Source organism: Thermomonospora catenispora, assembly GCF_006363815.1.
Taxonomy (GTDB): Bacteria; Actinomycetota; Actinomycetes; order Streptosporangiales; family Streptosporangiaceae; genus Thermomonospora; species Thermomonospora catenispora.
Genome location: NZ_RRYT01000009.1, coordinates 52,040 through 78,455, shown reverse-complemented (window position 1 = coordinate 78,455; position 26,416 = coordinate 52,040). Strand labels below are relative to the sequence as shown.

Sequence of the window (26,416 nt, the reverse complement as noted above, 5' to 3'; positions counted from 1 at the left end):
AGGGGGGCGGGCCGGATGCGATGATCTGGGCGGGATCGAACGGCCCGCCGGTCGGAAGGCCGCCGGATCACGCCCGAGACGCCCTCCGCCGACCGCGGTGCCGTCCTCCGCCTCTTCTGCGAGCCGGGGGCGGCGCCGGGGCCGGCGGCTTCTGACGGCGCGGCCCCTCGGCAGCCGCTTTCACCGGTTCCGGTCTGTCGGCCAGCGGCGGAGCTTGTCAGGGTTGCGCACCGCCCAGATGTGTTTGATCCGGTCGGCTGCGACGTCGAATGCCAGCACCGTCACGGTGACGCCGTTCTGCCGGGCCACCAGACCGGGGCGCCCGTTGACCGTGCGCTGGATGAAAGTCACGTTGTCGAGCATTCGGCCGGCGAGATCGACCAGATAGCGGGCGATCTGCTCGCCGCCCCGGAGAGGACGGAGCCGGGCGGCGACCCGGCCGCCGCCGTCGGCGATCGCGGTGGCGTCGGGATCGAGAAGATCGATGAGGGCGTTGACGTCCTTGGCCTCCCAGGCCCGTCTGAAGGCCCGGACGAGATCGGCCTGCCGGGAGACCGGGGGTTCGGGGGTCTGCACGGCACGGATGCGGCGGCGGGCCGAGGAGGCCAGCTGGCGGCATGCCGCCGGGGTGCGGCCGACGATCTCGGCCACTTCGGCGAAGGGGTAACGGAAGACGTCGTGCAGGACGAACGCGACGCGTTCGGACGGGGTCATCGATTCGAGCACGATGAGGAAGGCCATGGTGACCGACTCATCGAGGGTGATCCGGTCGGCCGGGTCGACGGGGGCGTCGGCCCCGGGCCGGCCGCCGATCCACTCTGCGCGATCGGGCAGCGGTTCGGGAAGCCAATCGCCCACGTAGCGCTCCCGCCTCGTGCGCGCCGATCTCAGCAGGTCCAGGCAGATGCGGCCGGTGACCTTCATCAGCCAGCCGCTGACCGATTCGATGGTCTCCCGCTGCCGATGAGGCAGGGCGTACCAGCGGGCGCAGGCCTCCTGCACGACGTCCTCGGCCTCGGACAGGGAGCCCAGCAGCCGGTAGGCGAGATTGATCAGCCGGCGCCGCTCGCTCATGACCGCGCTCAGCTCCGGATCGGACCGGCCGTCTTCCGGCTCGGACGGGATGGTCATGATGCCGTCGGCCCCCTCGCTCGCATCTGCCCTCACCGATCTGACGAAATACGGCGCCGAACCGTGAGGCCGTCGTGCCGCCTCACGTTCCGGCGAGCCGCATCGTCGTTCCCATCGAGGGGAGCGCCGCCCCGCCCGACGGGCGGGAAGGCCCGGCGGCATCATGACCGGCTCCCGCGAACGTCGCGAGCGGCGGCCGTGACCCCGCCGGCTCCGAAGACGAGGGGAGAAGACGATGGGCGACTTTCAGGAGATCGCCGACCGCGTCGAGATCGAGGCGCTGCGCGGCGAGTTCACCGACGCGGCGATGATGAACGACTACGACCGCATCGCATCGCTGTTCACACCCGATGGCGTGCTGCGCATGCCCCATATCCGCGTCGAGCTCGCCGGTCGGGAGCGGATCCGCGCCTGGGGCGAGCGGCGGGACGCCCTGGTGTCCCTCTTCATACAGACCACCCACCCGGGCGTGATCCGTATAGACGGCGACACCGCCACCGGCCGTGCCTACATCCACGAGCTCATCGGCCTGCGCGACGGCGGTTCCCACCTGAACCACGGCGTCTACCACGACCGCTACCGGCGCACCGATGAGGGATGGAGGTTCACCGAACGCGTCTACGAGATCCGCCACCTCGACCACGGCCCGCCGACCGGCTCAGCACCCCGGGCGGCGGAAGGCCCCCGCTGACGCGCCGGACGGAGCACCTCCGCGGCCCGGGCGACGCCGTTCACCCCCGGCGCGTCCCGATCGACGGTCCCCTGGGGAGTTCCCGGCCGCCCATGCCCACGGTGGCCGAGAAGCCCGGACCGTCACGATCGGGCAGACCGACGAAGGCTCGGCCGCCCGCTTGACCTTGACGCGACGTCAACGTCTGTACTGGGGGCATGCGGATCGGCGAACTCGCGGCATTGGTCGGCGTGTCCACCCGCACCGTGCGCTACTACCACCAGCGCGGGCTGCTTCCGGAACCCGAACGGAGGGTCAACGGATACCGGGAGTACCGGCTGCGGGACGCGGTCACGCTGGCGCGCGTGCGGCGGCTGGTGGAGCTGGGGCTGTCGCTGGAGGAGATCCGCGACGTGCTGGCCGACGACCGGGGACGCGAGCTGCGCGAGGTCCTCCAGGGGCTCGACGACGATCTGGCCCGGCAGCAGCAGGCGCTCGCGGCCCGACGGGAACGGCTGGCGGTGCTGTTGGCCGAGGCGGACCTGAATCCGGACTCCACGGTCTCGCCCGACATGGCGGCGGTGCTGCGCGACCTGCCCGTCGAGGACTCGGCGATCGCCCGGTTCGACCGGGAGATGCTGATACTGCTGGACGCCAACGCCGATCCCGCTGCCCGAGCCCGGGTCGCCGAGCTGTTCCGGCCGCTGCTGGAGCCCGCGGCGCTGGCCGAGACGCAGCGGCTGTACGCGCGGCTGGACGAACTGGCCGACGCCGATCCAGGCGACCCCCGCGTCGCCGAGGTCGCCCGGGACATGGCCGACCACTTTCCCGAGGAGATGGTCACGGCGATGCTCTCCGCCGTGGACGACGGGCGGATGGACGACTGGCTGCGGGCGGTGTCGGCCGAGCTGTCGGCCGCGCAGGCCGAGGTGTTCCGGCAGGTGGTGACGATGCTCAGGGAGCGGATGTGACGGCGCGGCTCGTGGGCGTGGCCCGGCGGCTGATGGAGTTCGACGCCAAGGGCATGGTCAGCCTCGTGCTGTGGGCGCTGCGGCGCCGTGACGGGGTGCCGCCCGGCGCGACCGCGGCGCCCTACTCGGGCGCGGAGACCCCTGCCATGTTGATGTGGCTGATCGCGATGGTCGTGGAGCTGATCGGCCTGGAGGTCCTGCTGCGGGCGCTGGACGTCCCGACGGTCCTGCGCACCGTCGTCTTGGTGATCGACGCCTATTCCGTGCTGATCGTGCTGGCCGTCATCGCCGCCTGCGTCACCCGTCCGCACGTCGTCACGCCCGAGGAGCTGCGGATCCGCTACGGGGCGTTCTTCGACCTGCGGGTTCCGCGCACGCTGATCACCGACGTGCGGCGCGTCCGCAACTTCGACGAAAGCGGCTGGATCAGGGTGGACGGCGACGTGCTCGCCGTGGCGGTCGGCTCGCAGACGAACGTGGTGGTCGAACTGTCCGAACCGGTCGTCGCCGTCCGTCCGCTGGGCGCCCGCGTCCGGGTCCGCACCGTCCGGTTCTACGCCGACGACCCCCGCGCGGTCTGCACGGCCCTGCGCATCGCCCCGGACACGGACCGCGCCGGCGCCTAGACTGCCGGCATGCGGACGGTCTTGAACGTGCTGTGGCTGGTGTTGGCGGGCTTGTGGCTGGCGATCGGATACGTCGTCGCCGGGGTGATCTGCTGCCTCCTGATCATCACGATCCCGTTCGGGATCGCCTCGTTCAGGATCGCCGCCTACGCGCTGTGGCCGTTCGGGCGGACCGTCAAGCGCAAGCCCACCGCAGGGGCGATGTCGCTCATCGGCAACGTCATCTGGATCATCGTCGTCGGCTGGGAGCTGGCGTTGAGCCACCTCATCACCGGCGCCCTGCTGTGCCTGACGATCATCGGCATCCCGCTCGGCGTCGCCAACATCAAGATGATCCCCATCTCCCTGACCCCGCTGGGCCGCGAGATCGTTCCCGTCGACGACCGCGCGGTGGGCTGACCGGCCCTGGACTACGGTGTCGGCCGTGAGTGAGACGTGCCTGTTGATCCTCGGGGACCGGGACGCCATCGCCGGGTGCTGACGGAGCAGCGATGGCGTTCCCGACGACGGCGCGGGCCGAGGTGGATCGGCTGGCCGCGGGGGACGAGCTGCTGATGTACGCGACCCGCGGGGCGTTCGGCAATCCGACGCGGGATCGCGGACGCGTGATCGGCAGGGCGGTGGTGACATCGCCGGTGGTCGCGTTGGAGGAGCCGGTGGTGTTCGGGGAGCGGGAGTTCCCGCGCGGCTGCCGGCTGCGGGTGGAGACGCTGGCGCCATGGGGGAGCGGGGTGGAGCTGCGGCCTCTGGTGGAACGGCTGGAGGCGTTCCCTGATCCCCGATCCTGGAGCGTGCGGCTGCGGCGCCCGCTCCTGTGGCTCCCGAAGGCCGATGCCGCGCTGCTGGCTCGTGAGCTGGCTGCGGTGGCCGGGGATCCGGCCGCGCATGTGGCCGGATACCGCGCTCGTGCCCGCGCCGCGACGAGGTGAAGGGCGGGGTGATACGGGCCACATTCGGCGGGTCACCCCTTGCCTGAACAGGCATTCGGCTGAACGGTGGCATGACGTGACCGCGACACCGGCCCTACCAGGGACATTCCGTGCCGACGCGGTGGGTAAGGGCCAGGCGGTGCCGAAGCGATCGTCGACAGCGTGGGGAGGAGCAGGATGCCGGGTGAGGGACGAGGCCGCGGATGGGCTCCGGGGACCCGGGAGTACCGGGTGCTGGCCCGGTACCCGCACACCGCGGGCATGATGTCGCTCGTTCTCACCCCGTGCGAGGCCGACGCCGAACCGCCTCCCGCACTGCCGGGACAGTACTGGGTGCTGCACGCCCGGTCCGGCGTGCGCGTCGCCGCCGTCACCGGGGGCGCCTGCGACGGACTGGAGGTGACCACGCTGCGGGTGCCGTGCGGCGGGGCGTTCGGCGAGCCTGGAACGATCCTGGGCGTGCGCGGCCCGTTCGGCACCGGCTGGGACCTGCGCGCCGCCTCCGGTCGGCCCCTGCTGCTGGCCGCATGGGAGAGCGGGCTGGCCACGCTGCGGCCGGTGCTGGACCAGGTGGTGGCGGGCACCGAACGGTACGCCGGCGTGCGGATCTGGGTCGGCGGGAGCCGGACCTCGGCGCTGCCGTTGCACGCCGACGCGGATCTGTGGGTGGCCCGCGGCATGGACGTCACCATCGCCACCGGCCCCCGCCTGAGCATGGCCGACGTCGCCGACGGCCGGCCCGGCCCGCCCCCGGGGACGGTGGCGCTGCTGGCCGGGCCGGTGCCGATGACGCTGGAGGCGGCCCGGCGGCTGGCCGACCGCGGGGTGGCCGCGCACCGCATCCAGGTCGCCGCCCACTCGTTGATCCGGTGCACCGACGCGGTCTGCGGCCGCTGCCACGTCGGGGGCCGGCGGGCCGAGCGGACGCTGCTGGCCTGCAAGAACGGCCCCGTCTTCGGCTACGACCAGCTGGTCCGCATGGACTGAGCCGCCGGTTGGACCGGTCCCGCTCCCGCCCGGGAGCGGGACCGGCGGAACGTCAGACCAGGGCGGCGTCGAGGGTGATGGTGGTGCCGGCCAGCGCCTTGCTGACCGGGCAGCCGGCCTTGGCGTTCTCCGCCGCCTTCTTGAAGTCCTCCGCCGACAGGCCGGGGACCTTGGCGCGGACGGTCAGGTGGATCCCGGTGATGCCCTCGCCCGGCTGGAAGGTGACGTCGGCCTTGGTGTCGACCGTCTCCGGCGGCGTCCCGGCGCCGGCCAGGGCGTGCGAGAGCGCCATCGAGTAGCAGGTGGAGTGGGCCGCGGCGATCAGCTCCTCGGGGCTGGTCTTGCCCTCCGGGGACTCGGCGCGCGACGGCCAGTTCACCTCGAACGAGCCCACGCCCGAGGAGTCCAGGGACACCGTCCCCTTGCCGCCCATCAGCGGCCCCTCCCAGTGCGCGTTGGCGGTGCGGGTCGTGGCCATGATCAGATTCCTCTCGTTCGGAGAAAACCCGTGGTCGTTGTCACACCCATTCAATACCGCGGGGAATCTCCGGTCCGACCCGGTGCCGATCACGCCGCACGGGCGATCGCCGGTCCACGGAAGACCTGGGCGGCGTGCCAGTCGATGTGGACGGGGTCGCACTCCGCGCCGCCGTCCGGGGAGCGGACCGGACGCCCCGCCAGGTCGTGCACCAGCCGCGCCGCGACCGGGGAGCGGGCCCGGAACGCCGAGGACACCACGATGGTGCGGTCCCGGGTCAGTCCCAGCACCCCCCGGTCGAACAGCCGGTGGTGCAGCGCGCACAGCGACAGCCCGTTGGCCGGATCGTCCGGCCCCTCGTACGCCCGCCACCGCACATGCGCCGCGTCCAGCCCCACCGGCCGCCCGCCGAGCCACCCGTCATAGTCGCAGAACGCGCAGCGGAACCGGTACGCCTCCAGCACCCGCAGCCGGAACCCCGGGTCGCGCGGCGGCAGCCGCCGCAGCACCGCCGCCGGGAGCTCCCCGTCGGCCGGCTCCAGCCCGGTCTCGGCGCAGATGTCCTCGTGCAGCGACGGCGGAAAGTCGGCCGTCAGCAGCGCCCGCGTCAGCCGCCCCACCAGCGACGGATCGCGGTCCAGCGCCGCGACCAGCTCAGGGTGCAGCCGTCCCCGCGCCCCCGAGGACCGCAGCCGTCCCGCGCTCGCGCCGGGGCTGCCCGGGCCCTCGTCGGTCTCCACCTGCCACAGCAGTTCGTCATTGGTCAGGTGGTGGAACGGGTAGGCCATGGTGGAGGGACGCGGCGGGCCGAACTCCCGCAACAGCCGCTCCAGCTCGCGCTCCACCGCCGAATAGCGTATGGGCGCCGCACCCTCCCGCTGGTAGCGGCCGAGCGCGTACAGCAACAGCAGCGGCTTGTGCGGGGCGCGCTCCTCGCCCCGCGTCCATCGCCGGATCGACAGCACCCGCTCCACCCAGTCCACGGCGATCAGGGTGCCAGAAGGACCCGGCGGTGCCCAGATCACCGCGGACCGTCGGAGCGGGGCCGGCCGGCCCGCAGAAGAGAGGCCGGAGCGAGCCGGAACGCGCCCGGAACGGACCTAGAACGGATAGGCGGCGATCTCCGGACGGACGGTGACCCACTGGGTCTCGGTGAACGCCTCGATGTTGGCCTCCGGGCCGCCCAGCCGGGAGCCCGTCCCCGAGGCGCCCGTGCCGCCGAACGGGATGTTGGGCTCGTCGTTCACGGTCTGGTCGTTGATGTGCACCAGGCCGGTGGGGACCGCGTCGGCGATCCGCATCGCCGCGCCCACGTCGCCGAGGATGCCCAGCGACAGGCCGTACTCGGTGTCGCGGGCCAGCTCGATCGCCTCCTCCACGGTGGCGAACGGCACCACCGGCGCGACCGGGCCGAACACCTCCTCTGCGTAGGCGGGCATCTGCGGGGTCACCTCGGCCAGCACCGTCGGCCGGTAGAACAGCCCCTCATAGGTGCCGCCGGCCGCCAGCCGGGCGCCCGCCTCGACGCTGCCGGTGACCAGGGAGTGCACCCGGGCGAGCTGGCGCTCGTCGATGATCGGGCCCAGCGCCACCTCCTCGGCGGCCGGGTCGCCGACCGGCAGGCGCTCGGCCTTGTCGGCCAGCGCCGCCACGTACTCGTCGTGCAGGCTCTCGTGCACCAGGTGCCGTCCGGAGGTCATGCAGATCTGCCCCTGGTGCAGGAACGCCCCCCATGCCGCCGCGGAGACGGCCCTGTCCAGGTCCGCGCCCGGCAGCACGATCAGCGCGTTGTTGCCGCCCAGCTCCAGGTGGGCGCGCTTGAGCAGCCGGCCGCACTCCTCCCCGATCGCGCGGCCTGCGGCGGTGGAGCCGGTGAACGACACCACCCGCACCTCCGGCGCGGCCACCACGGCCCGCCCGGTCTCCAGGCCGCCCGGCAGCACGTGCAGCACGCCCTCCGGCAGCCCGGCCTCTTCGAAGATCCGGGCCAGCGCCACGCCGCCGCACACCGCGGTGCGGGGGTCCGGCTTGAGCAGCACGGCGTTGCCCAGCGCCAGCGCCGGGGCCACCGACCGGATCGACAGGATCAGCGGGAAGTTGAACGGGGAGATCACGGCGACCACGCCGGCCGGCCGGCGGCGCGCCAGGCTCCACCGCGGCTCGCCGGACGGCAGCACCTGCCCGTGCGGCAGCGACGGCAGCGCGGCGGCCTCATAGCACTCGCCGGCGGCCACCTGCAGCTCGAACGAGGCCTTGGGGCGGATCGAGCCGGCCTCCCGTACGATCCAGTCGGCGATCTCCTCGGCGTGCTCCTCCAGCAGCGCGCCGGCCCTGCGCAGCACCGCCGCCCGCTCGGTGTGCGGACGCGCCGCCCAGTCCCGTTGGGCCTGCGCCGCGGCGGCCGCGGCCTTGGCCACGTCCTCGGCGCCGGCCGCGCCGACGGCGCCGAGGGCCGCCCCGGTGGCGGGTTCGGTGACCTCGAGCGTGCCGGCCGATCCGGAGTCCCATCGCCCGGTGAAGATGCGGCCGGACCACAGTGCGGGATCAAGAAGCGTCATTGCTCGGTTCCTCGGGGTGGGGGGAACGGAAGTTGCACGATGATGCCCTCTCCGAGCGGCGGCGCGGACCCGCCTCTTCCGCTCTGCGGAAGGCCCGTTGCGGAGCGCTCACAGCTCGGCGAGGATCTCCTCCAGCAGCCGCACGCTCTCGTGCGGCTGGCACGCCGCGACGCACAGGCTGTTGATCGCCCGCAGGTACGCCTCCACGTCGCTGGGCTTGTCCAGATACAGGGCGCTGGTCAGGTGCTCCATGTAGACCACGTCCGACAGCGCCGGCTCGGCGAACCGCAGGATCGTGAACGGCCCGCCGGCCGCCGCGTTGCCCGCCACGTTCAACGGCACGATCTGCAGGGTGATGTTCGGCGACGCGGTCAGCTCGATCAGATGCCGGATCTGCGCGCGCATCACCTCCGGCCCGCCCACCGTGCGGCGCAGCGCGGTCTCGTCGACCACCGCCCACACCATCGGCGGGTTCTCGGCGTGCAGCTTGCGCTGCCGGGTCATGCGCAGCTCGACGCGGCTGCGGACCTCGTCCTCGTCGGCCTCGGGGTGGCCGAGCCGCACCACCGCCCGCGCGTACTCCTCGGTCTGCAGCAGCCCGGGGACGAAGTGCACCTCATACACCCGGATCAGCGAGGCCGCCTCCTCCAGGCCCAGGTAGGCCTCGAACCACGAGGGCAGCACATCGCCGTACCGGTGCCACCAGCCGGGGCTGTTGGAGGCCCGGACCATCTCCATGACCGAGGCCCGCACCGCCTCGTCGTCCACCCCGTACAGATCGAGCAGGTCGGCCACATCGCGCTGCTTGAAGCCGACCCGGCCGTTCTCCATCCGGCTGATCTTGGAATGTGAGCCGCGGATGACGGAGGCGGCCTTCTCGACCGAGACGCCGGCCTTCTCCCGCAGCTTGCGCAGATGGCCGCCGAGCAGCAGCCGCACCACCGTCGGCCCGCCTCGGGTCGGATACGGGACGACCTGCGCACTCGCAGAATCCTCGCCCGCGGACGCCGTCGCGGGCATCAGCGCTTCCTCATGCAACGGACACCAGCCAATCGGGGAGCCCGCCCTCGTTCGGGCGAACAGGATCCTCCAGCCTAATGAATCGTGGTAAAAGTCGCATTGCATCACGTCGGCCCCGGCGCCGCGTGACGCCGGGCCTCATTCCCGGGGCCGGGACCCCTGCGCCCGGGACAGATCGCGCTCCCGCAACGCGACTTTGTGGATCTTGCCGACCGGGGTCAGCGGCACCTCCTCGGTGATCACGAATTGGCGCGGCACCTTGTAGTCGGCCAGCCGCTCCCGGCAGTACTCGGTCAGCTCCCGCTCGGTGGGCGGCTCCACTCCCCGGCGCGGCACCACATAGAACCGGCCGACCTCGCCGTGCACCGGGTCGGGCACCCCGAATCCGGCCGCCATCGCGACCTTGGGATGGGCGGCCAGCACGTTCTCGATCTCGACCGGGTAGACGTTGAAGCCGCCGCAGACGTACATCTCCTTCTTGCGGCCGCGCAGCACCAGGTGCCCGTCCGGCTCCATCTCCGCCATGTCGCCGGTGGCCAGCCACCCGTCCGCGCCGAACGTCTCCGCCGTCTCCTCCGGCATGTCCCAGTAACCCGCCGCCACGCAGTCGCCGCGGATCTGCAGCTCGCCGGTCTCCCCGGCGGGCAGCTCCGCGCCGTCCGGGCCGACCACCCGGGCCCGGAAGTCGCCGATCACCACGCCCAGCGTGCGCGACACCGTCTCCGGGTCGTCGTCGGGCCGGGACAGCACGCACGCGCCCGACGTCTCCGACAGGCCGTACAGCCCGAACAGCCGCGCCTTGGGGAAGGCACGGCGGATCTCCTCGGCCAGCGCCGGCTCCAGGTTCGACCCGCCCGCGGTGCAGATCCGCACCGACGAGGTGTCCCGCTCGGCGAAGCTCTCATGCCCCAGCATCATCACGTACATGGTCGGCACCGCGTTCAGCCAGGTCACCCGGTGCCGCTCGATCGCGCGCAGCGCCCCGTCGGGGCTGAAGGCCGGCAGCAGCGCCACCGACGCGCCCGAGACCAGCGCGGCCAGCACGGTGCAGGTGATCCCGCCGACGTGGTTGAACGGCAGGTGCCCCAGCAGCACGTCGTCGCGGGTCATCCCGCAGTGCTCGGCCTGCGCCCGCGCCGAGGCCAGGATGCCGCGGTGGGTGATGACCGCGCCCTTGGGACGGCCCGTCGTGCCGGAGGTGTAGAGGATCATCAGGGGATCGTCCGCGGACGCCGCCTCCTGCGGCGCCCGCCCCTCGGCGGCGGTCAGCTCCTCGAACGAGATCGCCCAGTCCGGCGCCGCGCCGAAGAACACATGGTCGGTGACGTCCGGGACCTGCTCGCGGAAGCCGGCGAAGAAGGCGGCGAAGTCGAACCCGCCCGCCTCGGCGGGGCAGATCACCATGCGGGCCCCGCTCTGGCCGAGCATGTGGGACAGCTCGCGTTCGCGGTACCGCACGTTCAACGTGACGATCACCGCTCCGAGCCGGGCGGCGCCGAAGAACGCCGCCAGCCACTGCGGCGTGTTCAGGCCCATCAGTCCGATCCGGTCGCCGCGGCGCACCCCGCGCGCGGCCAGACCGGCGGCCACCCGCTCCGCCGTCTCCGCGAACTCGGCGTAGGTGATCTCCCGATCCCCCTCGCGCAGGAACACCCGGTCCTGCCGGGCGGCCTCGGCCAGCGCCGTCCCGATCGTCATTGATCGCATCGCCTTCTCCCCTCGCTGTCGATCCCCTACCAAGATCATCGAAAGCGAGGGCGTCGTCGATACACGCGTCTTGGAGTCCGCGTCAGGGCTTGCGGCCGACTCCGGCGTAGAACCAGGTGCGGATCGCCTCCTCGGGGGTCACCGGCCGCTCCGGCCGCCACAGCGGCGCCCACACCAGTCCCGGCTCCAGCAGCTCGAAGTCGCCGAACAGGGCGGTGACCTGCTCGGCGGTGCGGGGGGTCCCGGGGGCGTTGGTCTTGCGGTAGACCTCGACGACCTTGGCGACCAGGTCCGGCATCCCGTCGGCGGAGGCGTGCGTGAGGGCCAGGTGGCTGCCCGGGGCGAGGGCGTTCCGCAGCTCCGCCATGACCCCCCACGGGTCGTCGGAGTCGGGCACGAAGTGCAGCGTCGCCACCACCAGCATCCCGATCGGCTTGTCGAAGTCCAGCAGTCGCCGGGTCTCGGGGTGCTCCAGGATCTCCCCGGGGCGCCGCAGATCCGCGTGCACGATCGTGGTGGTCTCGGTGTCGGAGGCCAGCAGCGCCCGGGCGTGCGCGACCACCTGGTCGTCGTTGTCCACGTAGACCACGCGCGCGCGCGGATTCACCGACTGGGCGATCTGGTGCACGTTCTGCTGAGTGGGCAGCCCGGTGCCGATGTCCAGGAACTGGTCGATGCCCTGCTCGGCCAGGAAGCGCACCGCCCGGCCGAGGAAGGCGCGGTTCTCCCGGATGCAGGTCAGCAGGGTCGGGTCGGCCTGCATCGCCTCGTGTGCGCGCCTGCGGTCGGCCTCGTAATTGTCCTTGCCCCCCAGGTAGTAGTCGTACATCCGGGCGATGTTGGGGACGGTCGGGTCGAATCCGAACCCGCCCGCCCGGGAGCCGCTGCCCGTCATGCTGTCTCCTTGTCGCCGCTCACCAGGGACCTCCACGCCAAGATCATCGTAAGTTCCGGCGGAGACGCCGGAGACGCGTTCCGGTCGCATTCGTTCTGGTCGCGTTCGGTCATGCGGGACCGGCGTTGACGGAGGTCGAGCGTCTGGTCGTAGCGTGATCGCCATGACACCGACGATCGGCTTGTTCCCGGCCAACATGCACGCCGCCGCGGACCGGCGGGGCGCCGCGCGGATCGCCGCGCTGGCCGAGGAGCTCGGCTACGACTCGCTGTGGGTCGCCGACCATCCCGCCCTGCCCAGCCCGCGCGTGGAACCGTCCCCGATGGAGCCGGACGAGCCGCTGCTGGACCCTCTGGTGACACTGGCGTTCCTGGCCGCGCACACCGAACGGATCCGGCTGGCCACCGGGGTCGTGGTGCTGCCGCAGCGCAACCCCCTGGTGCTGGCCAAGCAGTTCGCCAGCGTGGACGTGCTGAGCGGAGGGCGGGTCATCGCCGGGATCGCCGCCGGATACCTGGAGCCGGAGCTGCGGGCGCTGGGCGTCCCGATGGAGGAGCGGGGCGCGCGCACCACCGAGTACCTCAAGGCGATGCGGCAGATGTGGCACGCCGACAAGCCCGCCTTCCACGGCCGGTACGTCTCGTTCTCCGGGGTGGACGCCCACCCGCGGCCCCTGCAGCGCCGGCTGCCGGTGGTCGTCGGCGGGCACAGCCCGGCCGCGCACCGCCGCGCCGTCGAGCACGGCGACGGCTGGTTCGGGTTCATGCTGGGACTGCGCGCCGCCGCCGAGCAGATCGCCTCCCTCCGGGAGACCGCCGACGAGTACGGCCGGGAGACGCCGCTGGAGATCTCGGTGTGCGCCGCCCGCCGTCTCACCCCCGAGATCGTTCGGTCTTACGCCGAGTTGGGCGTCCACCGGCTGGTGGCCATCCCCCCGATGGGGCTGTCTTTGCAGGATCTGGAGGCCTTCGTGATCGCCCACGCCCCGGCCGGGCTCGGCGCGCGCGTCGCGTGAGCCGGGGTCGCCGTACGAATCGGGAGGCGGGTGTCGCTAAGGTCCCGGAGGGGGAGGACCTCGCCACACCACGCGGCGACGGACCCCGACACGCCGGTGACCCCGGCTCCGATGTGAAGACGCGCGCACAGCATGGACGAGGAGGACGTATGGCCGACGTCGAGCTCCACCACCCCGGGGGGCGGATGTCCCTGGAGACGACCGCCGCGACCGAAGGGCCGGCAGGCCTGCGGATCGGAAACCTCCTCAAGCAGACCGGATACGTCACGCTTGACCCCGGCTTTGTCAACACCGCCTCCACCGTCTCCTCGATCACCTACATCGACGGGGAGGCCGGGATCCTGCGCTACCGCGGCTACCCGATCGAGGAGCTGGCCGAGAAATCGTCCTTCCTCGAGGTGGCGTACCTGCTGATCTACGGCGAGCTGCCCACCGCCCGGCAGTTGTCGGACTTCACCGAGAAGGTGAAGAACCACACGATGCTGCACGAGGACTTCAAGAACTTCTTCGCGGGCTTCCCCCGCGACGCGCACCCGATGGCGGTGCTCGCCTCGGCGGTGAGCGCGCTGTCCACCTTCTACCAGGACAGCCTGGACCCGTTCGACCCCGAGCAGGTCGACATCTCCAGCATCCGGCTGATCTCCAAGCTGCCCACCATCGCGGCGTACGCCTACAAGACCTCCATCGGCCAGCCGCTGCTGTACCCGGACAACTCGCTGGGGTACGTGGAGAACTTCCTGCGCATGTCGTTCGGCGTGCCGACCACCCCCTACGAGGTGGACCCGGAGATCGTCAAGGTCCTCGACATGCTGTTCATCCTGCACGCCGACCACGAGCAGAACTGCTCCACCTCCACGGTCCGCCTGGTCGGCTCCAGCCACGCCAACCTGTTCTCCTCCATCTCCGCCGGGGTCAACGCGCTGTGGGGGCCGCTGCACGGCGGCGCCAACCAGGCGGTGCTGGAGATGCTGGAGCGCATCCATGCCGAGGGCGGCGACGTGGACGCGTTCGTCGAGCGGGTCAAGCGGAAGGAGCCGGGGCTGAAGCTGATGGGCTTCGGGCACCGCGTCTACCGCAACTACGACCCGCGCGCCGCGGTCGTCAAGAAGGCCACCACCAAGGTCTTGGACCTGCTCGGCAAGTCCGACCCGCTGCTGGACATCGCGATGCGGCTGGAGGAGGTCGCGCTCGCCGACGACTACTTCATCGAGCGCAAGCTCTACCCGAACGTCGACTTCTACACCGGCGTGATCTACAAGGCCCTCGGCTTCCCGACCAACACCTTCACCGTGCTGTTCGCGCTGGGCCGGCTCCCCGGCTGGATCGCCCAGTGGCGGGAGATGATGGCCGACCCCACCACCAAGATCGGCCGCCCCCGCCAGGTCTACACCGGTCCCGCCGAGCGGCACTACGTCCCGATCGAGGAGCGCTGAGCGGCGGAAGCCGGGATCACGGCGGGCGCCGCGGGCCCCGGCCGCCGCGGCCGGGGCTGGCGCCGTCTCAGCCGGCCTCCGGGGGGACCGCGTCGATCGGATAGCGGGTGCCGCCGACCGCGCGGGCGCGTTCCAGCAGGCGCCGGTTGGCCTCCAGCATGACGGCCGGATCGGCGGCGCCGGGGGAGGCGGTCCGCAGCATCGCCAGCATCACCGGGTCGGGCGGGACGGGCAGCGCCGGGACGTTCCGGACGACCGGCCGGCTGATCAGGACCAGGCCGCTGAGGCCGAGGTCGGCGGCCGTGGTCTCGGCGAGGGTGGCCTCGATGACCGCGGCGGCGCGCCGGGCCGGAAGGAAGACGATGCCCCATGGGTGGGGGCGCGCCCACTCGCCCAGCCGGATCAGCTCCGCCACGTCCGGGCGCATCCGGTCGACGAACTCCGCATAGGAGGTCTCCGCGACCTCGAACGCCCCTGTGATCTCCGGCCCGGACCCGTACACGGCCGCGGTCAGCTCGTACCGCCACACCGGGTCGAGCTTGGCCCGTCCCTGAAGATGATCGGCGGGGAGGCGGCGCAGAGCGTCCAGGAGCGCCCCGGCCGTCGCGTACGCCAGAGTGTGCACCCGGACCCGCTCGGGGGCCGGGACGAGCCGCAGCACCGCCCGCACGATCACGCCGTGCCGGCCCAGTCCGCCGCGCACGGCGTCGAACAGGTCCCGGCGGCGCTCGGGGGAGCAGGCGACCACCTCGCCTCGCGGGGTCGCCACCTCCAGGGACAGCACCTGGTCGGCCTGGAGGCCGTGCCGGTGCGAGGCGCCGCCCACTCCGCCCGCCGACAGCGTCCCGCCCACGGTCACGTCCAGGTGGTCGGTGAGCACCGGGGGAGTGCGGCCGTGCGGCAGCGTCGCCTCCAGCACCTCGCGCCACGTCGCGCCCGCGTCCACCGTCACCCGGTCCGGCCGCACCCGGTGCACGGCGCGCAGCCCGCGCATGTCCAGCAGCACGCCGCCGTCCGTCTGCGCCTGCCCGTAGGTCGAGTGCGCGCACCCCCGGGGCACCACGGGGCCGTCCGCGTCGCGCAGCACGGCGGCGACCTCCTCCGCCGATCGGGGCCGGAGCACCTCCCGCGCAACAAGCCGGACAATTCCTCCGAAATCGCCGGACATGTTGATTTCTCCTTATTGCGGGATGATGTACCCATGGCAGGTTCGGGCTACGAGGCGGCCCTGGCCGAGTATGCCGACATCGAGGAGCGGCTGCGCGACCCCGCCGTGCTGCGCCGTCTCCGGCTGGCCCGCAGGCTCCGTCGCGAGCCGGCCGCCCTGGAGGCGCTGAGCTTCGGCGGGGCGGAGGGGGTGCGCGACCGCTTCGACCCCTACGACGTGGTGATCCGCATCGACGGGCGCGGCGCCCTGGCGTCGTGGCTGCTGCGGGTCTACGAGCGGAGCGCGCGGCGGCGCGGCTGGCGCGTCGAGCGCTTCACCGACCCGACCCCGCCCATGGACCCGGCGGTCTGCGCGGGCGAGGACGGCCCCGGCGCGTGGAGCGTCTTCAAGCACGAGACGGGCCTGCACCGCGACGCGGAGACCGGCGAGACGGTGCGGGTGCCGATGCTGCCCGACTCCGGCGAGCCCGGCGATCCTCCGGGGGAGCCGGGCGAGTGGAGCATCGACACGCTCTGCGCCCGGGACGGCGTCACCCGTGTCGCCGTCACCCATCTCCCGTCCGGCCTGAGCGGGTGGGGACGATCGGCGGACTCCCCTCGCGAGGCCCGCGACCGCGCCCTGCGCACCGTGCTGGCGCTGCTGCTCGCCGAACGGCTGGATCCCGCCGAGCCGGCGCATCGCTTCGTCCGCCCGGCCCTCGTCCCGGTCCGCGTCCACGACCGACGGACCGGGCGGACGATCGGCCCGCGGGGCCCGCTCGACGGCCCGAACCCGCCGCACGAGGTCCGGGGCGGGTGATCGATCACACGCCGTGACGCGGTTCGATCGCCGGTTTCCGGGCATCTGATCACGGAATGGCAGGGAGGATGCGTGTCGGACCGCAGCAAGTTCGAGTTCGTCGTGGTGGCCAACCGGCTTCCGGTGGACCGGGTCAACGGCGAGGACGGCGCGCCCACATGGCGGCGCAGTCCCGGCGGGCTGGTGACCGCGATCGCACCGGTGATGCGGGCCAGGGGTGGGGCGTGGATCGGGTGGCCCGGCGCTCCGGACGAGGAACTGCCGCCGTTCGTCGAGGACGGCATGTACCTGGTGCCGATCGGGCTGTCGGCGCTGGAGGTCGAGCGGTACTACGAGGGCTTCTCCAACGCCACGCTGTGGCCGCTGTACCACGACGTGATCGCTCCGCCGGTGTACCAGCGCAAGCTCTGGGACGCCTACGTCAAGGTCAACCGGCGGTTCGCCGAGAAGGCCGCCGAGATCGCCGCCGACGGCGCGGTGGTGTGGGTGCAGGACTACCAGCTGCAGCTGGTCCCGGCGATGCTCCGGGAGCTGCGGCCGGACCTGCGGATCGGGTTCTTCCTGCACATCCCGTTCCCGCCGATGGAGCTGTTCTGGCAGCTGCCGTGGCGGCGGCAGATCATCGAAGGGCTGCTGGGCGCGGACCTGGTGGGCTTCCAGCGACCCGGGGCCGCGGCCAACTTCCTGCGGCTGGCCCGCCGGCTCCTGGACGGGCGGACCAGCGGGCAGATGGCCTTCGTCGGCGGCCGGGCCGTGCGGGCGGCGGCGTTCCCGATCTCGGTGGACGTGCGCGAGCTGGAGGGACTGATCAACGATCCGGCGGTCCGGCAGCGGGCCGAGGAGATCCGGGCCGACCTGGGCGGGGCCAAGGTGCTGCTCGGGGTGGACCGGCTGGACTACACCAAGGGCATCGCCCAGCGGCTGCAGGCGTTCGGGGAGCTGTTCCGCGACGGCGACCTCAAGCCCGGTGAGGCGGTGTTCGTGCAGATCGCCACGCCCAGCCGGGAGCGGGTCGAGCAGTACCGGCTGCTGCGCGACCAGATCGAGCAGGAGGTCGGCCGGATCAACGGGGAGCACGCCGAGCTGGGCGTCCCGGTGGTCCACTACCTGCACACGTCCTACACCCGCGACGAGCTGGCCGCGCTGTACCTGGCGGCGGACGTGATGGTGGTCACCCCGCTGCGGGACGGCATGAACCTGGTGGCCAAGGAGTACGTGGCCTGCCGGGCCGATCACCGGGGGGCGCTGGTGCTCAGCGAGTTCGCCGGAGCCGCCGACGAGCTCAAACGGGCCTACCTGGTCAACCCCTACGACATCAACGGCCTGAAGGCGACGATGCTGCAGGCGCTGCGGGCCGAGCCCGCCGAGCAGTCCCGACGGATGCGGCAGATGCGCCGCCGGGTGATCGAGCACGACGTGGACCGCTGGGCGCGGGAGTTCCTCACGGCGCTGGAGAATCCGCACCACCTCGACCAGCCGTCGGCCCGCTGACCGGTCCGCCGTCCGGGGCGTCGACCGGGGTGTCGCGACCGCCCGGCCCCGCCGTCCGGAGGGCCGGGCGGTCCCGGTTCAGGGGGTTCGGCGGCGCAGCTCGAAGGCGGCCCAGACCGCCTTGCCGCCGCTGGTGAGAGGGGCCCATCCCCAGGCGTCCGACAGGGCCTCGACCACTCGCAGGCCGCGGCCGTTCTCGGCGTGCCGGTCGGCGTCGAGCGCGGCGATCCGCGGAACGTGGTCGCTGGGATCGGTGACCACCACGACCAGCCGGCGCGGATGACAGAACAGGGCCAGCTGCACCGGGCACAGCTGAGCGGCCGGCGGCAGGCCGTCCAGGCCGTAGCGCACCGCGTTGGTGACCAGCTCCGAGACGACCATGGTCACATCGTCGGCCGGCTCGGTCAGCCCCCATTCGTCCAGCGTGCGGGCGGTGAACCGGCGGGCGGCCCGAGGAGAGCCGGCCTCGGTGCGCAGCACGATCCGCGCGGTGCGCGGGCTGGAGGAGGCCGGCGCCGGCCAGTAGCCGGGCGGCCGGGGGGATTGGTCCAGTGCGGACAGCCACCAGTGCCGGTCCCTTTCCCGGGCCGGCGTGTCGGTGACGGTGTCTGCCTGGTCAAGGATCATCGCGAAACCCCAGCGCTGTCGGTGGCCTGCTGTTGGCTATCTTGCTCCGCTTGTTGTGCAGGTGCAAGGGCGTATGCAAGAACGGATGCACGTGCATTCAGTACAGTAGGGGCTCGGGTGGGGCATGTCCTAAGGGGGCGAAGCATGGACGACGCCGCAACGGTGAGCTTCGACGACCAGGAGCTGGTCTGGCAGAAGAGCCGCCGGAGCAACCCCAACGGCAACTGTGTGGAGATGGCCCAGCTCCCCACCGGCGAGATCGCCGTACGGAACTCGAGGTACCCGCAGGGACCGGTGCTGATCTACACCAGGGAGGAGATGGAGGCCTTCGTCGGAGGGGCCAAGGACGGCGATTTCGACCATCTGATCGCCTGACCCGCCGGCCCGCCGGTCCACGGCACGGCCTGGACGGCCCTCAGGCGGCCCGCGGCGGCCTTTCGGCGCCACGGCCGCCGGGGCATGCCCGACCGGCGGGTGCGCCACCTCCACTCCCCGTTCGTCGGAGGTGACGCGCCCGCCGCGGGAGCGTCCGGGCGGCACGGTCCCGCACGGTCGGCGGAGCGGCCGGTCAGGTCCCGGGCGGGACCCCGCCCGGGACCTGACCGCGGGCCACCTCCAGCACCCCGGTCTCGGTCACCAGCGCGGTGACCAGTTCGGCGGGCGTCACGTCGAAGGCGGGGTTGAACCCGCGCGTCCGCGCCGGGGCGGTCCGCACGCCCTCCCAGGCCAGGACCTCGGCCTCGTCGCGCAGCTCGATGGGGATGTCCGCCCCGGTGGCGGTCGCCGGGTCCACGGTGCTGCGCGGGGCCGCCACGACGAACGGGACGCCGGCGTGCGCGCAGGCCAGCGCCACCCCGAGCGAACCGATCTTGTTGGCCACGTCGCCGTTGGCGGCGATCCGGTCGGCGCCGATCACCGCCACGTCCGCCAGTCCGCGCACGATGGTGCTCGGGGCCGCACCGTCGGCCTGGACGAGATGCGGGACGCCCTCATGGGCCAGCTCCCAGGCGGTCAGCCGGGAGCCCTGCAGCAGCGGGCGGGTCTCGTCGACGTAGACGACCTCCAGCGCGCCCCGCGCGTGCAGCTCGCGGATCACCCCGAGGGCGGTGCCCCAGCCGGCGGTGGCCAGCGCCCCGGTGTTGCAGTGCGTCAGGACCCGCAGCGGCCGCCGGGACACCCGGGCCAGGATCCAGTCCGCCCCGTGCGCTCCGATCGCCCGATTGGCCGCCACGTCCTCGTGCAGGACCCGTTCCGCCTCGGCGAGGACCGCCGGCAGGCCCGCGTCGACGAGCGGGCGCACCCGGTCCACCCCGACCGCCAGGTTCACCGCCGTGGGCCGGGCGGCGCGGATCCGGTCGATCGCCGCCTCCAGCGCCGGGCGCCCCCAGCCCTCCCGGCGGGCCTGCAGCATCGCCACCGCGACCCCGTACGCGCCCGTCACGCCCAGCGCGGGGGCGCCGCGGACGACCAGCCGGCGGACGGCGTCCACCAGGGCGTCCACGTCCCGGATCTCCACATGCTCCAGCCGGTCCGGCAGCGCGGTCTGGTCGATCAGCCGGAGCGCGTCCCCCGTCCAGCGCACGGCCCGCAGCGGCTCGCTCATGCACTCAGCCTACGGCCCGGGCCGCGTCCGGGCCGCCCGCGGGCGAGGCCCGGAACGGAACGCGGCCGGCGGCCACAGGCCGCCGGCCGCATGGACCGGGGGAGCCGGGAGCGCGCACCGGCGCGCCCCGGCGTGCCCTGCACTGCACCGCGTCCCAGTGCGGTCCCGGTGCGGTGTCAGCGCGGTGTCGGCGCGGTCTCAGTGCATCGGCATCGCGGCCTGCGCCGCGGCCGGGTCCGGCTTGCCGCGCGGCAGGAAGAACGCCGGCACGAACGCCGCCAGCAGCAGGATCACGCCCCACCACATCGTGGAGGCGAACGCCTCGGCCAGCAGCGCCTGCAGCTTGGCCAGCATCTCCGGCGGGATCTGCTGGGCGGCCTGGGCCGCCTGCTCGCCGTCGCCGCCCGAGGGGACCGCCCCGCGGTCCTTCATGGCGGTGGTGAGCAGCACCGAGAACGCCGCGGTGCCGATGGAGGTGGCGACCTGCTGGATGATGTTCAGCGCGGTGCTGGCCCGCGGCACCTCGTCGTGCCCGAGCGTCTGCATGGCCGCCGACATGGTCGGCATCATCGTCAGGCCCATGCCCAGGCCGAGCGTGAAGAACAGCGCGCCCAGCATCGAGTAGGCGGTGTCGGCCTCCAGGAAGGTCAGCCCGAACAGCGATCCCACGATGATCGGCAGACCGACCAGCACCACCCGGCCGGGTCCCATCCGGTCGGTGAGCACGCCGCCGATCGGCATGGTGAACATCGCTCCGACGCCCTGCGGGATCAGCAGCAGCCCGGTCTCCAGCGCGCTGCGCCCCTGCACCCACTGGAAGTACAGCGGCAGCAGGAACAGCGCGCCGAACAGCGCGATGCCGAAGGTGACCATCGTCAGCGCGGCGGCCGCCACCGAACGGCGCTGGAACAGCCGCACGTCGATCAGCGGGTTGCGGGCCATCAGCGCCCGGACCACGAACGCCGCCACCAGCGCCGCCCCGGCGATGGTCGTGGTGAGCACGGTGGCGGAGGTGAACGAGCTCCTCTCCGCCCCGGTGGCCAGGCCGTAGATCAGCATGGCCAGGCCGGGGGACAGGAACAGCAGCCCGGGCACGTCCAGCCGCTCGGTGGGCTCGGGCACGTCCGGGGTCAGGATCCTCCACGCCGCGACCAGCGTGATCAGGCCGATCGGCACGTTGATGTAGAAGATCCATTCCCAGGACACGTCGTCGACCAGCCAGCCGCCCAGGATGGGGCCGCAGATCGGGCCGAGCAGCATCGGGATGCCGACCACGCTCATCACCTTGCCGACCCGTTGCGGACCGGCCTTCTGGGTGAGGATGGTCATCCCGGCCGGCATGATCATGCCGCCGCCCAGACCCTGCAGGACGCGGAAGGCGATCATCGATTCGGCCGACCAGGACGCGCCGGCCAGCGCCGAACCGGCCACGAACAGCACCAGGGAGGTCATGAACAGCCGCTTGGTGCCGAACCGGGCGCAGGCCCATCCGGTCACCGGGATCACCGTGGCCAGCGCCAGGGTGTACCCGGTGGCCACCCACTGCATGGTGGTCAGCTCGGCGGAGAACTCGGCCGCCAGGGTCGGCAGCGCGATGTGCACCACGGTCACGTCGAGGATCGACATGATCGCGCCGAGCACCACCACCGCCGCGGTGGCCCAGACGGTCCGGTCCAAGCGGTCGGACACGGGTTCGCCGCCTCCGGGGGAGGCGGCCACCTCCGGGGGAGCGGAAGACTTCAACAGAGACGTCCAATCGTCAGGGCCCGGATCTCCGGGCGCGCCGGGATGGGGGCCGGCCCGTTCGCCGGCCCGGTGCGTTCCTCCTCGGTCGGCGGCGCGGCGAACCGCCGCGGGTCCCCACGGCGCGCCGCGAACGGCCGGGCGACCGGCTCGGGAGCGGCGGGGGCGGCGTCGATGCGCCCGGCCCGGCGGTCGCCGGGGTCCTCGTGCCGCTCCACGAACCCGTGCCGCGCCGGGGCGTCCACCGACCGTCCCGCGGCGGCCATGGACGGCTGAGGCCCGGTCGCGGGCCCGTGGGCGGCCGACGGGCTCGAGGCGCGTTCCACCGTGAAGGGCGCGCGGATCCGGGAGGGCGACGTCTTCCGTGACTTCCTGCAACCGGATCTGTCGCCCTCGGCGCTCTTCGTCAGGTAGGTGATCAGCGTCCCGAGCCCGCCGGCGAGATCCTCCACCGAGGAATTCGGTTGCACGGCCGCGAATGTATCCGGGGTGCGACGATTGTCGCGAATGGTTTTTAGTGTGACTTAAGTCCCAGCGACCGGGCGATCAGCATCCGCTGCACCTCGGAGGTCCCCTCGCCGATCTCCAAAATCTTGGCGTCCCGGTAGAACCGGCCGACGGGGTACTCGTTCATGAAGCCGTAACCGCCGAAGATCTGGGTGGCCTCGCGGGCGTTGTCCATCGCCGCGTTGGAGGCCACCAGCTTGGCGATCGCCGCCTCCTTCTTGAACGGCTCGCCGGCCAGCATCTTCGCCGCGGCGGCGTAGTAGGCCAGCCGGGCGGTGTGCGTGCGGGCCTCCATGTCGGCGATCTTGAACTGGATGGCCTGGTACTGCCCGATGGCCCGGCCGAACGCCTCCCGCTCCCGCACGTACCGCAGGCACTCGTCGACGCAGCCCTGCGCCAGGCCCACCGACAGCGCCGCGATCGCGATCCGGCCCTCATCGAGGATCCGCAGGAACTGCGCATAGCCCCGGCCCCGCTCGCCGAGCAGGTTCTCCTCCGGCACCCGCACGTCGTCGAACGACAGCTCCCGGGTGTCGGAGGCGGACCAGCCGACCTTGGAGTACTTGCGGCCCACCGTGAAGCCCGGGGTGCCGTTCGGGACGATGATCGCCGAGATCTCCCGCTCGCCGGTCAGCGCGGTCACCGTGACGAACGCGGTGATGTCGGTGCCGGAGTTGGTGATGAACGCCTTGGAGCCGTTGATCACCCAGTGCCCGTCCTCCAGCCGGGCGGTGGTGCGCATTCCGCCGGGCACGTCCGACCCGCCGCCCGGCTCGGTCAGCCCGAACGCCGCCAGCCGCTCGCCGGAGCACAGCTGCGGCAGCCACCGCTCCTTCTGCTCCGGCGTGCCGAACCGGTAGATCGGCATCGCGCCCAGCGACACCCCGGCCTCCAGGGTGATCGCCACCGAGGAGTCCACCCGGGCCAGCTCCTCCAGGGCCAGGCACAGCGCGAAGTAGTCGCCGCCCATGCCGCCGTACTCCTCGGGGAACGGCAGCCCGAACAGCCCCATCTCGCCCATCTGGGCGACGATCTTGTAGGGGAACTCGCCCCGCTCGTACAGGTCGCCGATCACCGGGGCCACCACCTCACGGGCGAACCGCTCGACCGACCGGCGCAGTTCCTCGTGCTCCTCGGGCAACGTGAAATCGATCATGTCTCGCTCAGTCCTTCGATGACAGGGCCTGTACGACGCGGGAAGGGCTGGGACGGCCCAGACGGGCGGCCATCCAGCGGCTGACGGCGGCCAGCTTCGGCAGGTCGACGCCGGTCTCGATGCCCAGGCCGTGCAGCATCCAGACCAGGTCCTCGGTGGCCAGGTTGCCGGTGGCGCTCTCGGCGTACGGGCAGCCGCCGATCCCGCCCGCCGAGGCGTCCACCACGGTCACCCCGCAGCGCAGCGCGGCCAGCGTGTTGGCCAGCGCCTGCCCGTAGGTGTCGTGGAAGTGCACCGCCAGCCGGTCCACCCCGATCCCGGCCTCGATCAGCGCCTCGATCAGGGCGGTGACATGACCGGGGGTGCCCACGCCGATGGTGTCGCCCAGGCTCAGCTGCGAGCAGCCCAGCTCCATCAGCCGGACGGCCACCGAGACGACCTGTTCGATCGGGACCTCGCCCTCCCACGGGTCGCCGAAGCACATCGACACGTACGCCCGCACCCACAGGCCCGCCTCCCGGGCCCGGCCCACCACCGGCGCGAACATCGCCAGCGACTCATCGATCGTGCGGTTGAGGTTGCGGCGGGCGAACGACTCCGTCGCGCTGCCGAACACGGCGATCTCGGTGACCCCCGACGCCAGCGCCCGGTCCAGCCCGCGCTCGTTGGGCACCAGCACCGGGTAGCGGACGCCCTCGGCGCGGGTCATGCCCCCCAGCAGCTCCTCGGCGTCGGCCAGCTGCGGGACCCACTTGGGGTGCACGAAGCTGGTCGCCTCGATGGTGCGCAGCCCGGCGTCGGCGAGCCGGGCGATGAACTCGGCCTTGTCGGCGACCGAGACGATCGCCTTCTCGTTCTGCAGCCCGTCGCGCGGCCCGACCTCGTAGATCGTCACCCGCTCCGGCAGCCCCTCCAGCGGGAACGGCGTCATGACTCGGCCTCCTGTGGGGTGATCTCGGCGAGCACGGCGTCCAGCGCCACCCCGGCCCCCGGCCGGACGGCGATCCGGGACACCACCCCGTCCACGGGGGCGGTGACGGTGTGCTCCATCTTCATGGCCTCCACGACGACCACCGGCTGGCCCGCGGTGACGCGGTCGCCCTCGGCGGCCTTGACGGCGATGACGGTGCCCGGCATCGGGCTGCGCAGCACGCCGTCGCCCGTACCGCCCGCGCCCGCACCGGCCTCCTCACCGCGCACGTGCTCGGCCAGCGCCCAGGCGCGCCCTTCGCGGCCCAGCCACAGCACCTCCCCGTCCCGGGCCCAGGCGAACGCCGTCGAACGCCCCTCGAGCGACAGGAACAGCCGGTCGCCGTCGCGGCGCAGCGCCGCCGGCCGCGCCGCGCCGTCCCCGACCCGCACCTCGGCGTCGTGGGCGCGGCCCCGCACGCGGACCTCGACCGGCGCGCCGCCGGAGGGGGTGATGATCCACGACGTCCACGCCCGCACGCCGCCCAGCCGCCAGCCGTCCGGGATCGCCCACGGATCGGGGTCCCCGGTCTCCAGCGCGAGGGTGCGCTCCAGGGCGGCGGCGGCCAGGACCTCCTCGGGCGCCTCCCCGTCGATCAGGTCCTCCAGCGACCGCTCCACCAGCCCGGTGTCCAGCCGGCCCGCCGCCACGTCCGGATGGGCCGCCAGCGTCCGCAGGAACGCGATGTTGGACGGCACCCCCAGGAGGGTGCAGGAGGCCAGCGCCCGGTCCAGGCGGCGCAGCGCCGCGGCCCGGTCCTCGCCCCAGACGATCACCTTGGCCAGCATCGGGTCGTAGGAGCCGCCGACCTCGTCGCCCGTGCGGATCCCCGAGTCGACCCGCACGCCCGGCCCGGACGGCTCGGCCAGCGCCAGCACCCGTCCGCCGGTGGGCAGGAAGCCGCGGGCCGGGTCCTCGGCGTAGACGCGGGCCTCGATCGCATGGCCGTCCATCCGCACCTCGTCCTGGGTCAGCGGCAGCGGCTCCCCGGCGGCGACCCGCAGCTGCAGCTCCACCAGGTCCAGGCCGGTGACCAGCTCGGTGACCGGGTGCTCGACCTGCAGCCGGGTGTTCATCTCCATGAAGAAGTACTCATCCGGCCGGTCCGCCGACACGATGTACTCCACCGTGCCCGCGCCCACGTAGCCGACCGCGCGGGCGACGGCGCAGGCGGCGGCGCCCATCCGCTCCCGCCGGGCGGCGTCCAGCAGCGGGCTCGGCGCCTCCTCGAGGATCTTCTGGTGGCGGCGCTGCAGGCTGCACTCGCGTTCGCCCAGGTGCACCACGTTGCCGTGGGCGTCGGCGAACACCTGGACCTCGATGTGCCGGGGGTTCTCGATGAACCGCTCCACCAGCAGCGTGTCGTCGCCGAACGCCCCGCGCGCCTCCCGGCGGGCCGCCTCGATCGCCCCGGCCAGCTCGGCGGCGTCGCGCACCAGCCGCATGCCCTTGCCTCCGCCGCCCGCCGACGGCTTGAGCAGCACCGGCAGCCCCACCTGGAGGGCGGCCTCGGCCAGCTCGGCGTCCGACAGGCCCGGCTCGTCCCGGCCGGGCACCACCGGCACCCCCGCCGCCGACACCGTCCGTTTGGCGCGGATCTTGTCGCCCATCGCCTCGATCGCCTCGGCGGGCGGCCCCACGAACACCAGCCCCGCCTCGGCGCAGGCCGCGGCGAACGCGGTGTTCTCCGCCAGGAACCCGTAACCCGGGTGCACGGCCTGCGCCCCGGTCCGTCGCGCGGCCTCCACGACCGCGGCGATGTCCAGGTAGTCGGGGATCCGCACCGCCTCGTCGGCCTCCCGCACGTGCCGGGCCCCGGCGTCGGCGTCGCTGTGCACGGCGACCGATCGGATGCCCAGCCGCCGCAGCGTGCGGGCGATCCGGACGGCGATCTCGCCCCGGTTGGCGATCAGAACTGTCTGGAACATGGCCC

General features: G+C 72.9%; 26 protein-coding genes. 11 read left to right on the top strand and 15 right to left on the bottom strand.

Going from position 1 to position 26,416, the window contains the following annotated elements; translation table 11 throughout:
• Window positions 1-180: 180 nt before the first annotated feature.
• Complete coding sequence (sigJ, locus tag EIO00_RS09710; protein ID WP_241661246.1) at window positions 181-1,167, bottom strand: RNA polymerase sigma factor SigJ; 987 nt, start codon at window positions 1,165-1,167, stop codon at window positions 181-183.
• A 199-nt stretch (window positions 1,168-1,366) separates the two neighbouring features.
• Here sigJ and EIO00_RS09705 point away from each other — a divergent pair, with 199 nt between their 5' ends.
• The 6 genes from EIO00_RS09705 (at window position 1,367) to EIO00_RS09680 (ending at window position 5,314) form a co-directional block, all read left to right on the top strand.
• Entirely contained in the window at window positions 1,367-1,822 is a 456-nt protein-coding gene (locus EIO00_RS09705; RefSeq protein WP_140177351.1) for a nuclear transport factor 2 family protein, read from the top strand.
• A gap of 197 nt (window positions 1,823-2,019) precedes the next feature.
• The gene (locus tag EIO00_RS09700) at window positions 2,020-2,772 is read left to right on the top strand and encodes a MerR family transcriptional regulator (protein WP_140177349.1); all 753 of its coding nucleotides are present in this window, start codon (window positions 2,020-2,022) and stop codon (window positions 2,770-2,772) included.
• Complete coding sequence (locus EIO00_RS09695; protein ID WP_140177347.1) at window positions 2,769-3,398, top strand: hypothetical protein; 630 nt, start codon at window positions 2,769-2,771, stop codon at window positions 3,396-3,398. The genes EIO00_RS09700 and EIO00_RS09695 overlap by 4 nt, the downstream gene beginning before the upstream one ends.
• Window positions 3,399-3,407: 9 nt before the next feature.
• Complete coding sequence (locus EIO00_RS09690; protein ID WP_140177346.1) at window positions 3,408-3,797, top strand: YccF domain-containing protein; 390 nt, start codon at window positions 3,408-3,410, stop codon at window positions 3,795-3,797.
• Between the two features lie 92 nt (window positions 3,798-3,889).
• A complete protein-coding gene (locus tag EIO00_RS09685) occupies window positions 3,890-4,327 on the top strand; it encodes a hypothetical protein (RefSeq protein WP_241661245.1) in 438 nt (145 codons plus the stop codon).
• A gap of 177 nt (window positions 4,328-4,504) precedes the next feature.
• Window positions 4,505-5,314 (top strand): ferredoxin reductase domain-containing protein, encoded by an 810-nt coding sequence (locus EIO00_RS09680; RefSeq protein WP_140177344.1) that lies wholly within the window; start codon window positions 4,505-4,507, stop codon window positions 5,312-5,314.
• A 52-nt stretch (window positions 5,315-5,366) separates the two neighbouring features.
• On the opposite strand, the gene EIO00_RS09675 is transcribed toward EIO00_RS09680, so the two are convergent.
• The 6 genes from EIO00_RS09675 to EIO00_RS09650 all read right to left on the bottom strand — a co-directional run bounded on the left by EIO00_RS09675 (window position 5,367) and on the right by EIO00_RS09650 (window position 11,972).
• Entirely contained in the window at window positions 5,367-5,792 is a 426-nt protein-coding gene (locus EIO00_RS09675; RefSeq protein ID WP_140177343.1) for an OsmC family protein, read from the bottom strand.
• 89 nt (window positions 5,793-5,881) lie between these two features.
• Window positions 5,882-6,775 (bottom strand): phosphorothioated DNA-binding restriction endonuclease, encoded by an 894-nt coding sequence (locus tag EIO00_RS09670; RefSeq protein WP_140177341.1) that lies wholly within the window; start codon window positions 6,773-6,775, stop codon window positions 5,882-5,884.
• 117 nt (window positions 6,776-6,892) lie between these two features.
• The gene (locus EIO00_RS09665; protein WP_140177339.1) at window positions 6,893-8,350 is read right to left on the bottom strand and encodes a benzaldehyde dehydrogenase; all 1,458 of its coding nucleotides are present in this window, start codon (window positions 8,348-8,350) and stop codon (window positions 6,893-6,895) included.
• A 108-nt stretch (window positions 8,351-8,458) separates the two neighbouring features.
• The gene (locus EIO00_RS09660; protein ID WP_140177337.1) at window positions 8,459-9,370 is read right to left on the bottom strand and encodes a helix-turn-helix domain-containing protein; all 912 of its coding nucleotides are present in this window, start codon (window positions 9,368-9,370) and stop codon (window positions 8,459-8,461) included.
• Between the two features lie 138 nt (window positions 9,371-9,508).
• Window positions 9,509-11,077, bottom strand: a complete 1,569-nt coding sequence (locus tag EIO00_RS09655) for a class I adenylate-forming enzyme family protein (protein WP_241661244.1) — start codon at window positions 11,075-11,077, stop codon at window positions 9,509-9,511.
• An 82-nt stretch (window positions 11,078-11,159) separates the two neighbouring features.
• Complete coding sequence (locus EIO00_RS09650) at window positions 11,160-11,972, bottom strand: SAM-dependent methyltransferase (protein ID WP_140177335.1); 813 nt, start codon at window positions 11,970-11,972, stop codon at window positions 11,160-11,162.
• A 163-nt stretch (window positions 11,973-12,135) separates the two neighbouring features.
• Here EIO00_RS09650 and EIO00_RS09645 point away from each other — a divergent pair, with 163 nt between their 5' ends.
• Window positions 12,136-12,987: an LLM class F420-dependent oxidoreductase gene (locus tag EIO00_RS09645; protein WP_206664092.1), complete on the top strand. Its 852-nt coding sequence runs from the start codon at window positions 12,136-12,138 to the stop codon at window positions 12,985-12,987.
• 149 nt (window positions 12,988-13,136) lie between these two features.
• Window positions 13,137-14,420 (top strand): citrate synthase, encoded by a 1,284-nt coding sequence (locus EIO00_RS09640; RefSeq protein WP_140177333.1) that lies wholly within the window; start codon window positions 13,137-13,139, stop codon window positions 14,418-14,420.
• A 67-nt stretch (window positions 14,421-14,487) separates the two neighbouring features.
• Here the strand turns inward: EIO00_RS09640 and EIO00_RS09635 are convergent, their stop codons facing one another.
• Window positions 14,488-15,543: an FAD-binding protein gene (locus tag EIO00_RS09635; RefSeq protein ID WP_206664091.1), complete on the bottom strand. Its 1,056-nt coding sequence runs from the start codon at window positions 15,541-15,543 to the stop codon at window positions 14,488-14,490.
• A 78-nt stretch (window positions 15,544-15,621) separates the two neighbouring features.
• Between EIO00_RS09635 and EIO00_RS09630 the strand changes: the two genes are divergently transcribed.
• Together EIO00_RS09630 and EIO00_RS09625 are read left to right on the top strand one after the other, a co-directional pair.
• Complete coding sequence (locus EIO00_RS09630; RefSeq protein WP_140177329.1) at window positions 15,622-16,386, top strand: hypothetical protein; 765 nt, start codon at window positions 15,622-15,624, stop codon at window positions 16,384-16,386.
• Between the two features lie 72 nt (window positions 16,387-16,458).
• Window positions 16,459-17,877: an alpha,alpha-trehalose-phosphate synthase (UDP-forming) gene (locus EIO00_RS09625; RefSeq protein ID WP_140177327.1), complete on the top strand. Its 1,419-nt coding sequence runs from the start codon at window positions 16,459-16,461 to the stop codon at window positions 17,875-17,877.
• Window positions 17,878-17,955: 78 nt separating this feature from the next.
• On the opposite strand, the gene EIO00_RS09620 is transcribed toward EIO00_RS09625, so the two are convergent.
• Window positions 17,956-18,504 carry an ATP-binding protein gene (locus tag EIO00_RS09620; protein ID WP_140177325.1) on the bottom strand — a complete coding sequence of 183 codons (549 nt, stop codon included), beginning with the start codon at window positions 18,502-18,504 and terminating at the stop codon, window positions 17,956-17,958.
• Window positions 18,505-18,648: 144 nt separating this feature from the next.
• On the opposite strand from EIO00_RS09620, the gene EIO00_RS09615 reads away from it, so the two are divergent.
• The gene (locus EIO00_RS09615; RefSeq protein ID WP_140177323.1) at window positions 18,649-18,879 is read left to right on the top strand and encodes a DUF397 domain-containing protein; all 231 of its coding nucleotides are present in this window, start codon (window positions 18,649-18,651) and stop codon (window positions 18,877-18,879) included.
• Between the two features lie 193 nt (window positions 18,880-19,072).
• Here EIO00_RS09615 and mtnA read toward each other — a convergent pair whose 3' ends face one another.
• From mtnA to EIO00_RS09585, 6 genes are all read right to left on the bottom strand, one after another.
• Window positions 19,073-20,107, bottom strand: coding sequence for an S-methyl-5-thioribose-1-phosphate isomerase (mtnA, locus tag EIO00_RS09610; protein WP_140177321.1), 1,035 nt, complete (start codon window positions 20,105-20,107; stop codon window positions 19,073-19,075).
• Between the two features lie 198 nt (window positions 20,108-20,305).
• Window positions 20,306-21,796 (bottom strand): DHA2 family efflux MFS transporter permease subunit, encoded by a 1,491-nt coding sequence (locus EIO00_RS09605; RefSeq protein ID WP_241661243.1) that lies wholly within the window; start codon window positions 21,794-21,796, stop codon window positions 20,306-20,308.
• 50 nt (window positions 21,797-21,846) lie between these two features.
• Entirely contained in the window at window positions 21,847-22,320 is a 474-nt protein-coding gene (locus EIO00_RS09600) for a hypothetical protein (protein WP_140177318.1), read from the bottom strand.
• A gap of 44 nt (window positions 22,321-22,364) precedes the next feature.
• Entirely contained in the window at window positions 22,365-23,513 is a 1,149-nt protein-coding gene (locus EIO00_RS09595) for an acyl-CoA dehydrogenase family protein (protein WP_140177316.1), read from the bottom strand.
• 7 nt (window positions 23,514-23,520) lie between these two features.
• Window positions 23,521-24,444: a hydroxymethylglutaryl-CoA lyase gene (locus EIO00_RS09590; protein WP_140177314.1), complete on the bottom strand. Its 924-nt coding sequence runs from the start codon at window positions 24,442-24,444 to the stop codon at window positions 23,521-23,523.
• Window positions 24,441-26,411 (bottom strand): acetyl/propionyl/methylcrotonyl-CoA carboxylase subunit alpha, encoded by a 1,971-nt coding sequence (locus tag EIO00_RS09585; RefSeq protein ID WP_175596173.1) that lies wholly within the window; start codon window positions 26,409-26,411, stop codon window positions 24,441-24,443. Before EIO00_RS09585 ends, EIO00_RS09590 begins: the two co-directional genes overlap by 4 nt.
• Window positions 26,412-26,416: the final 5 nt, after the last annotated feature.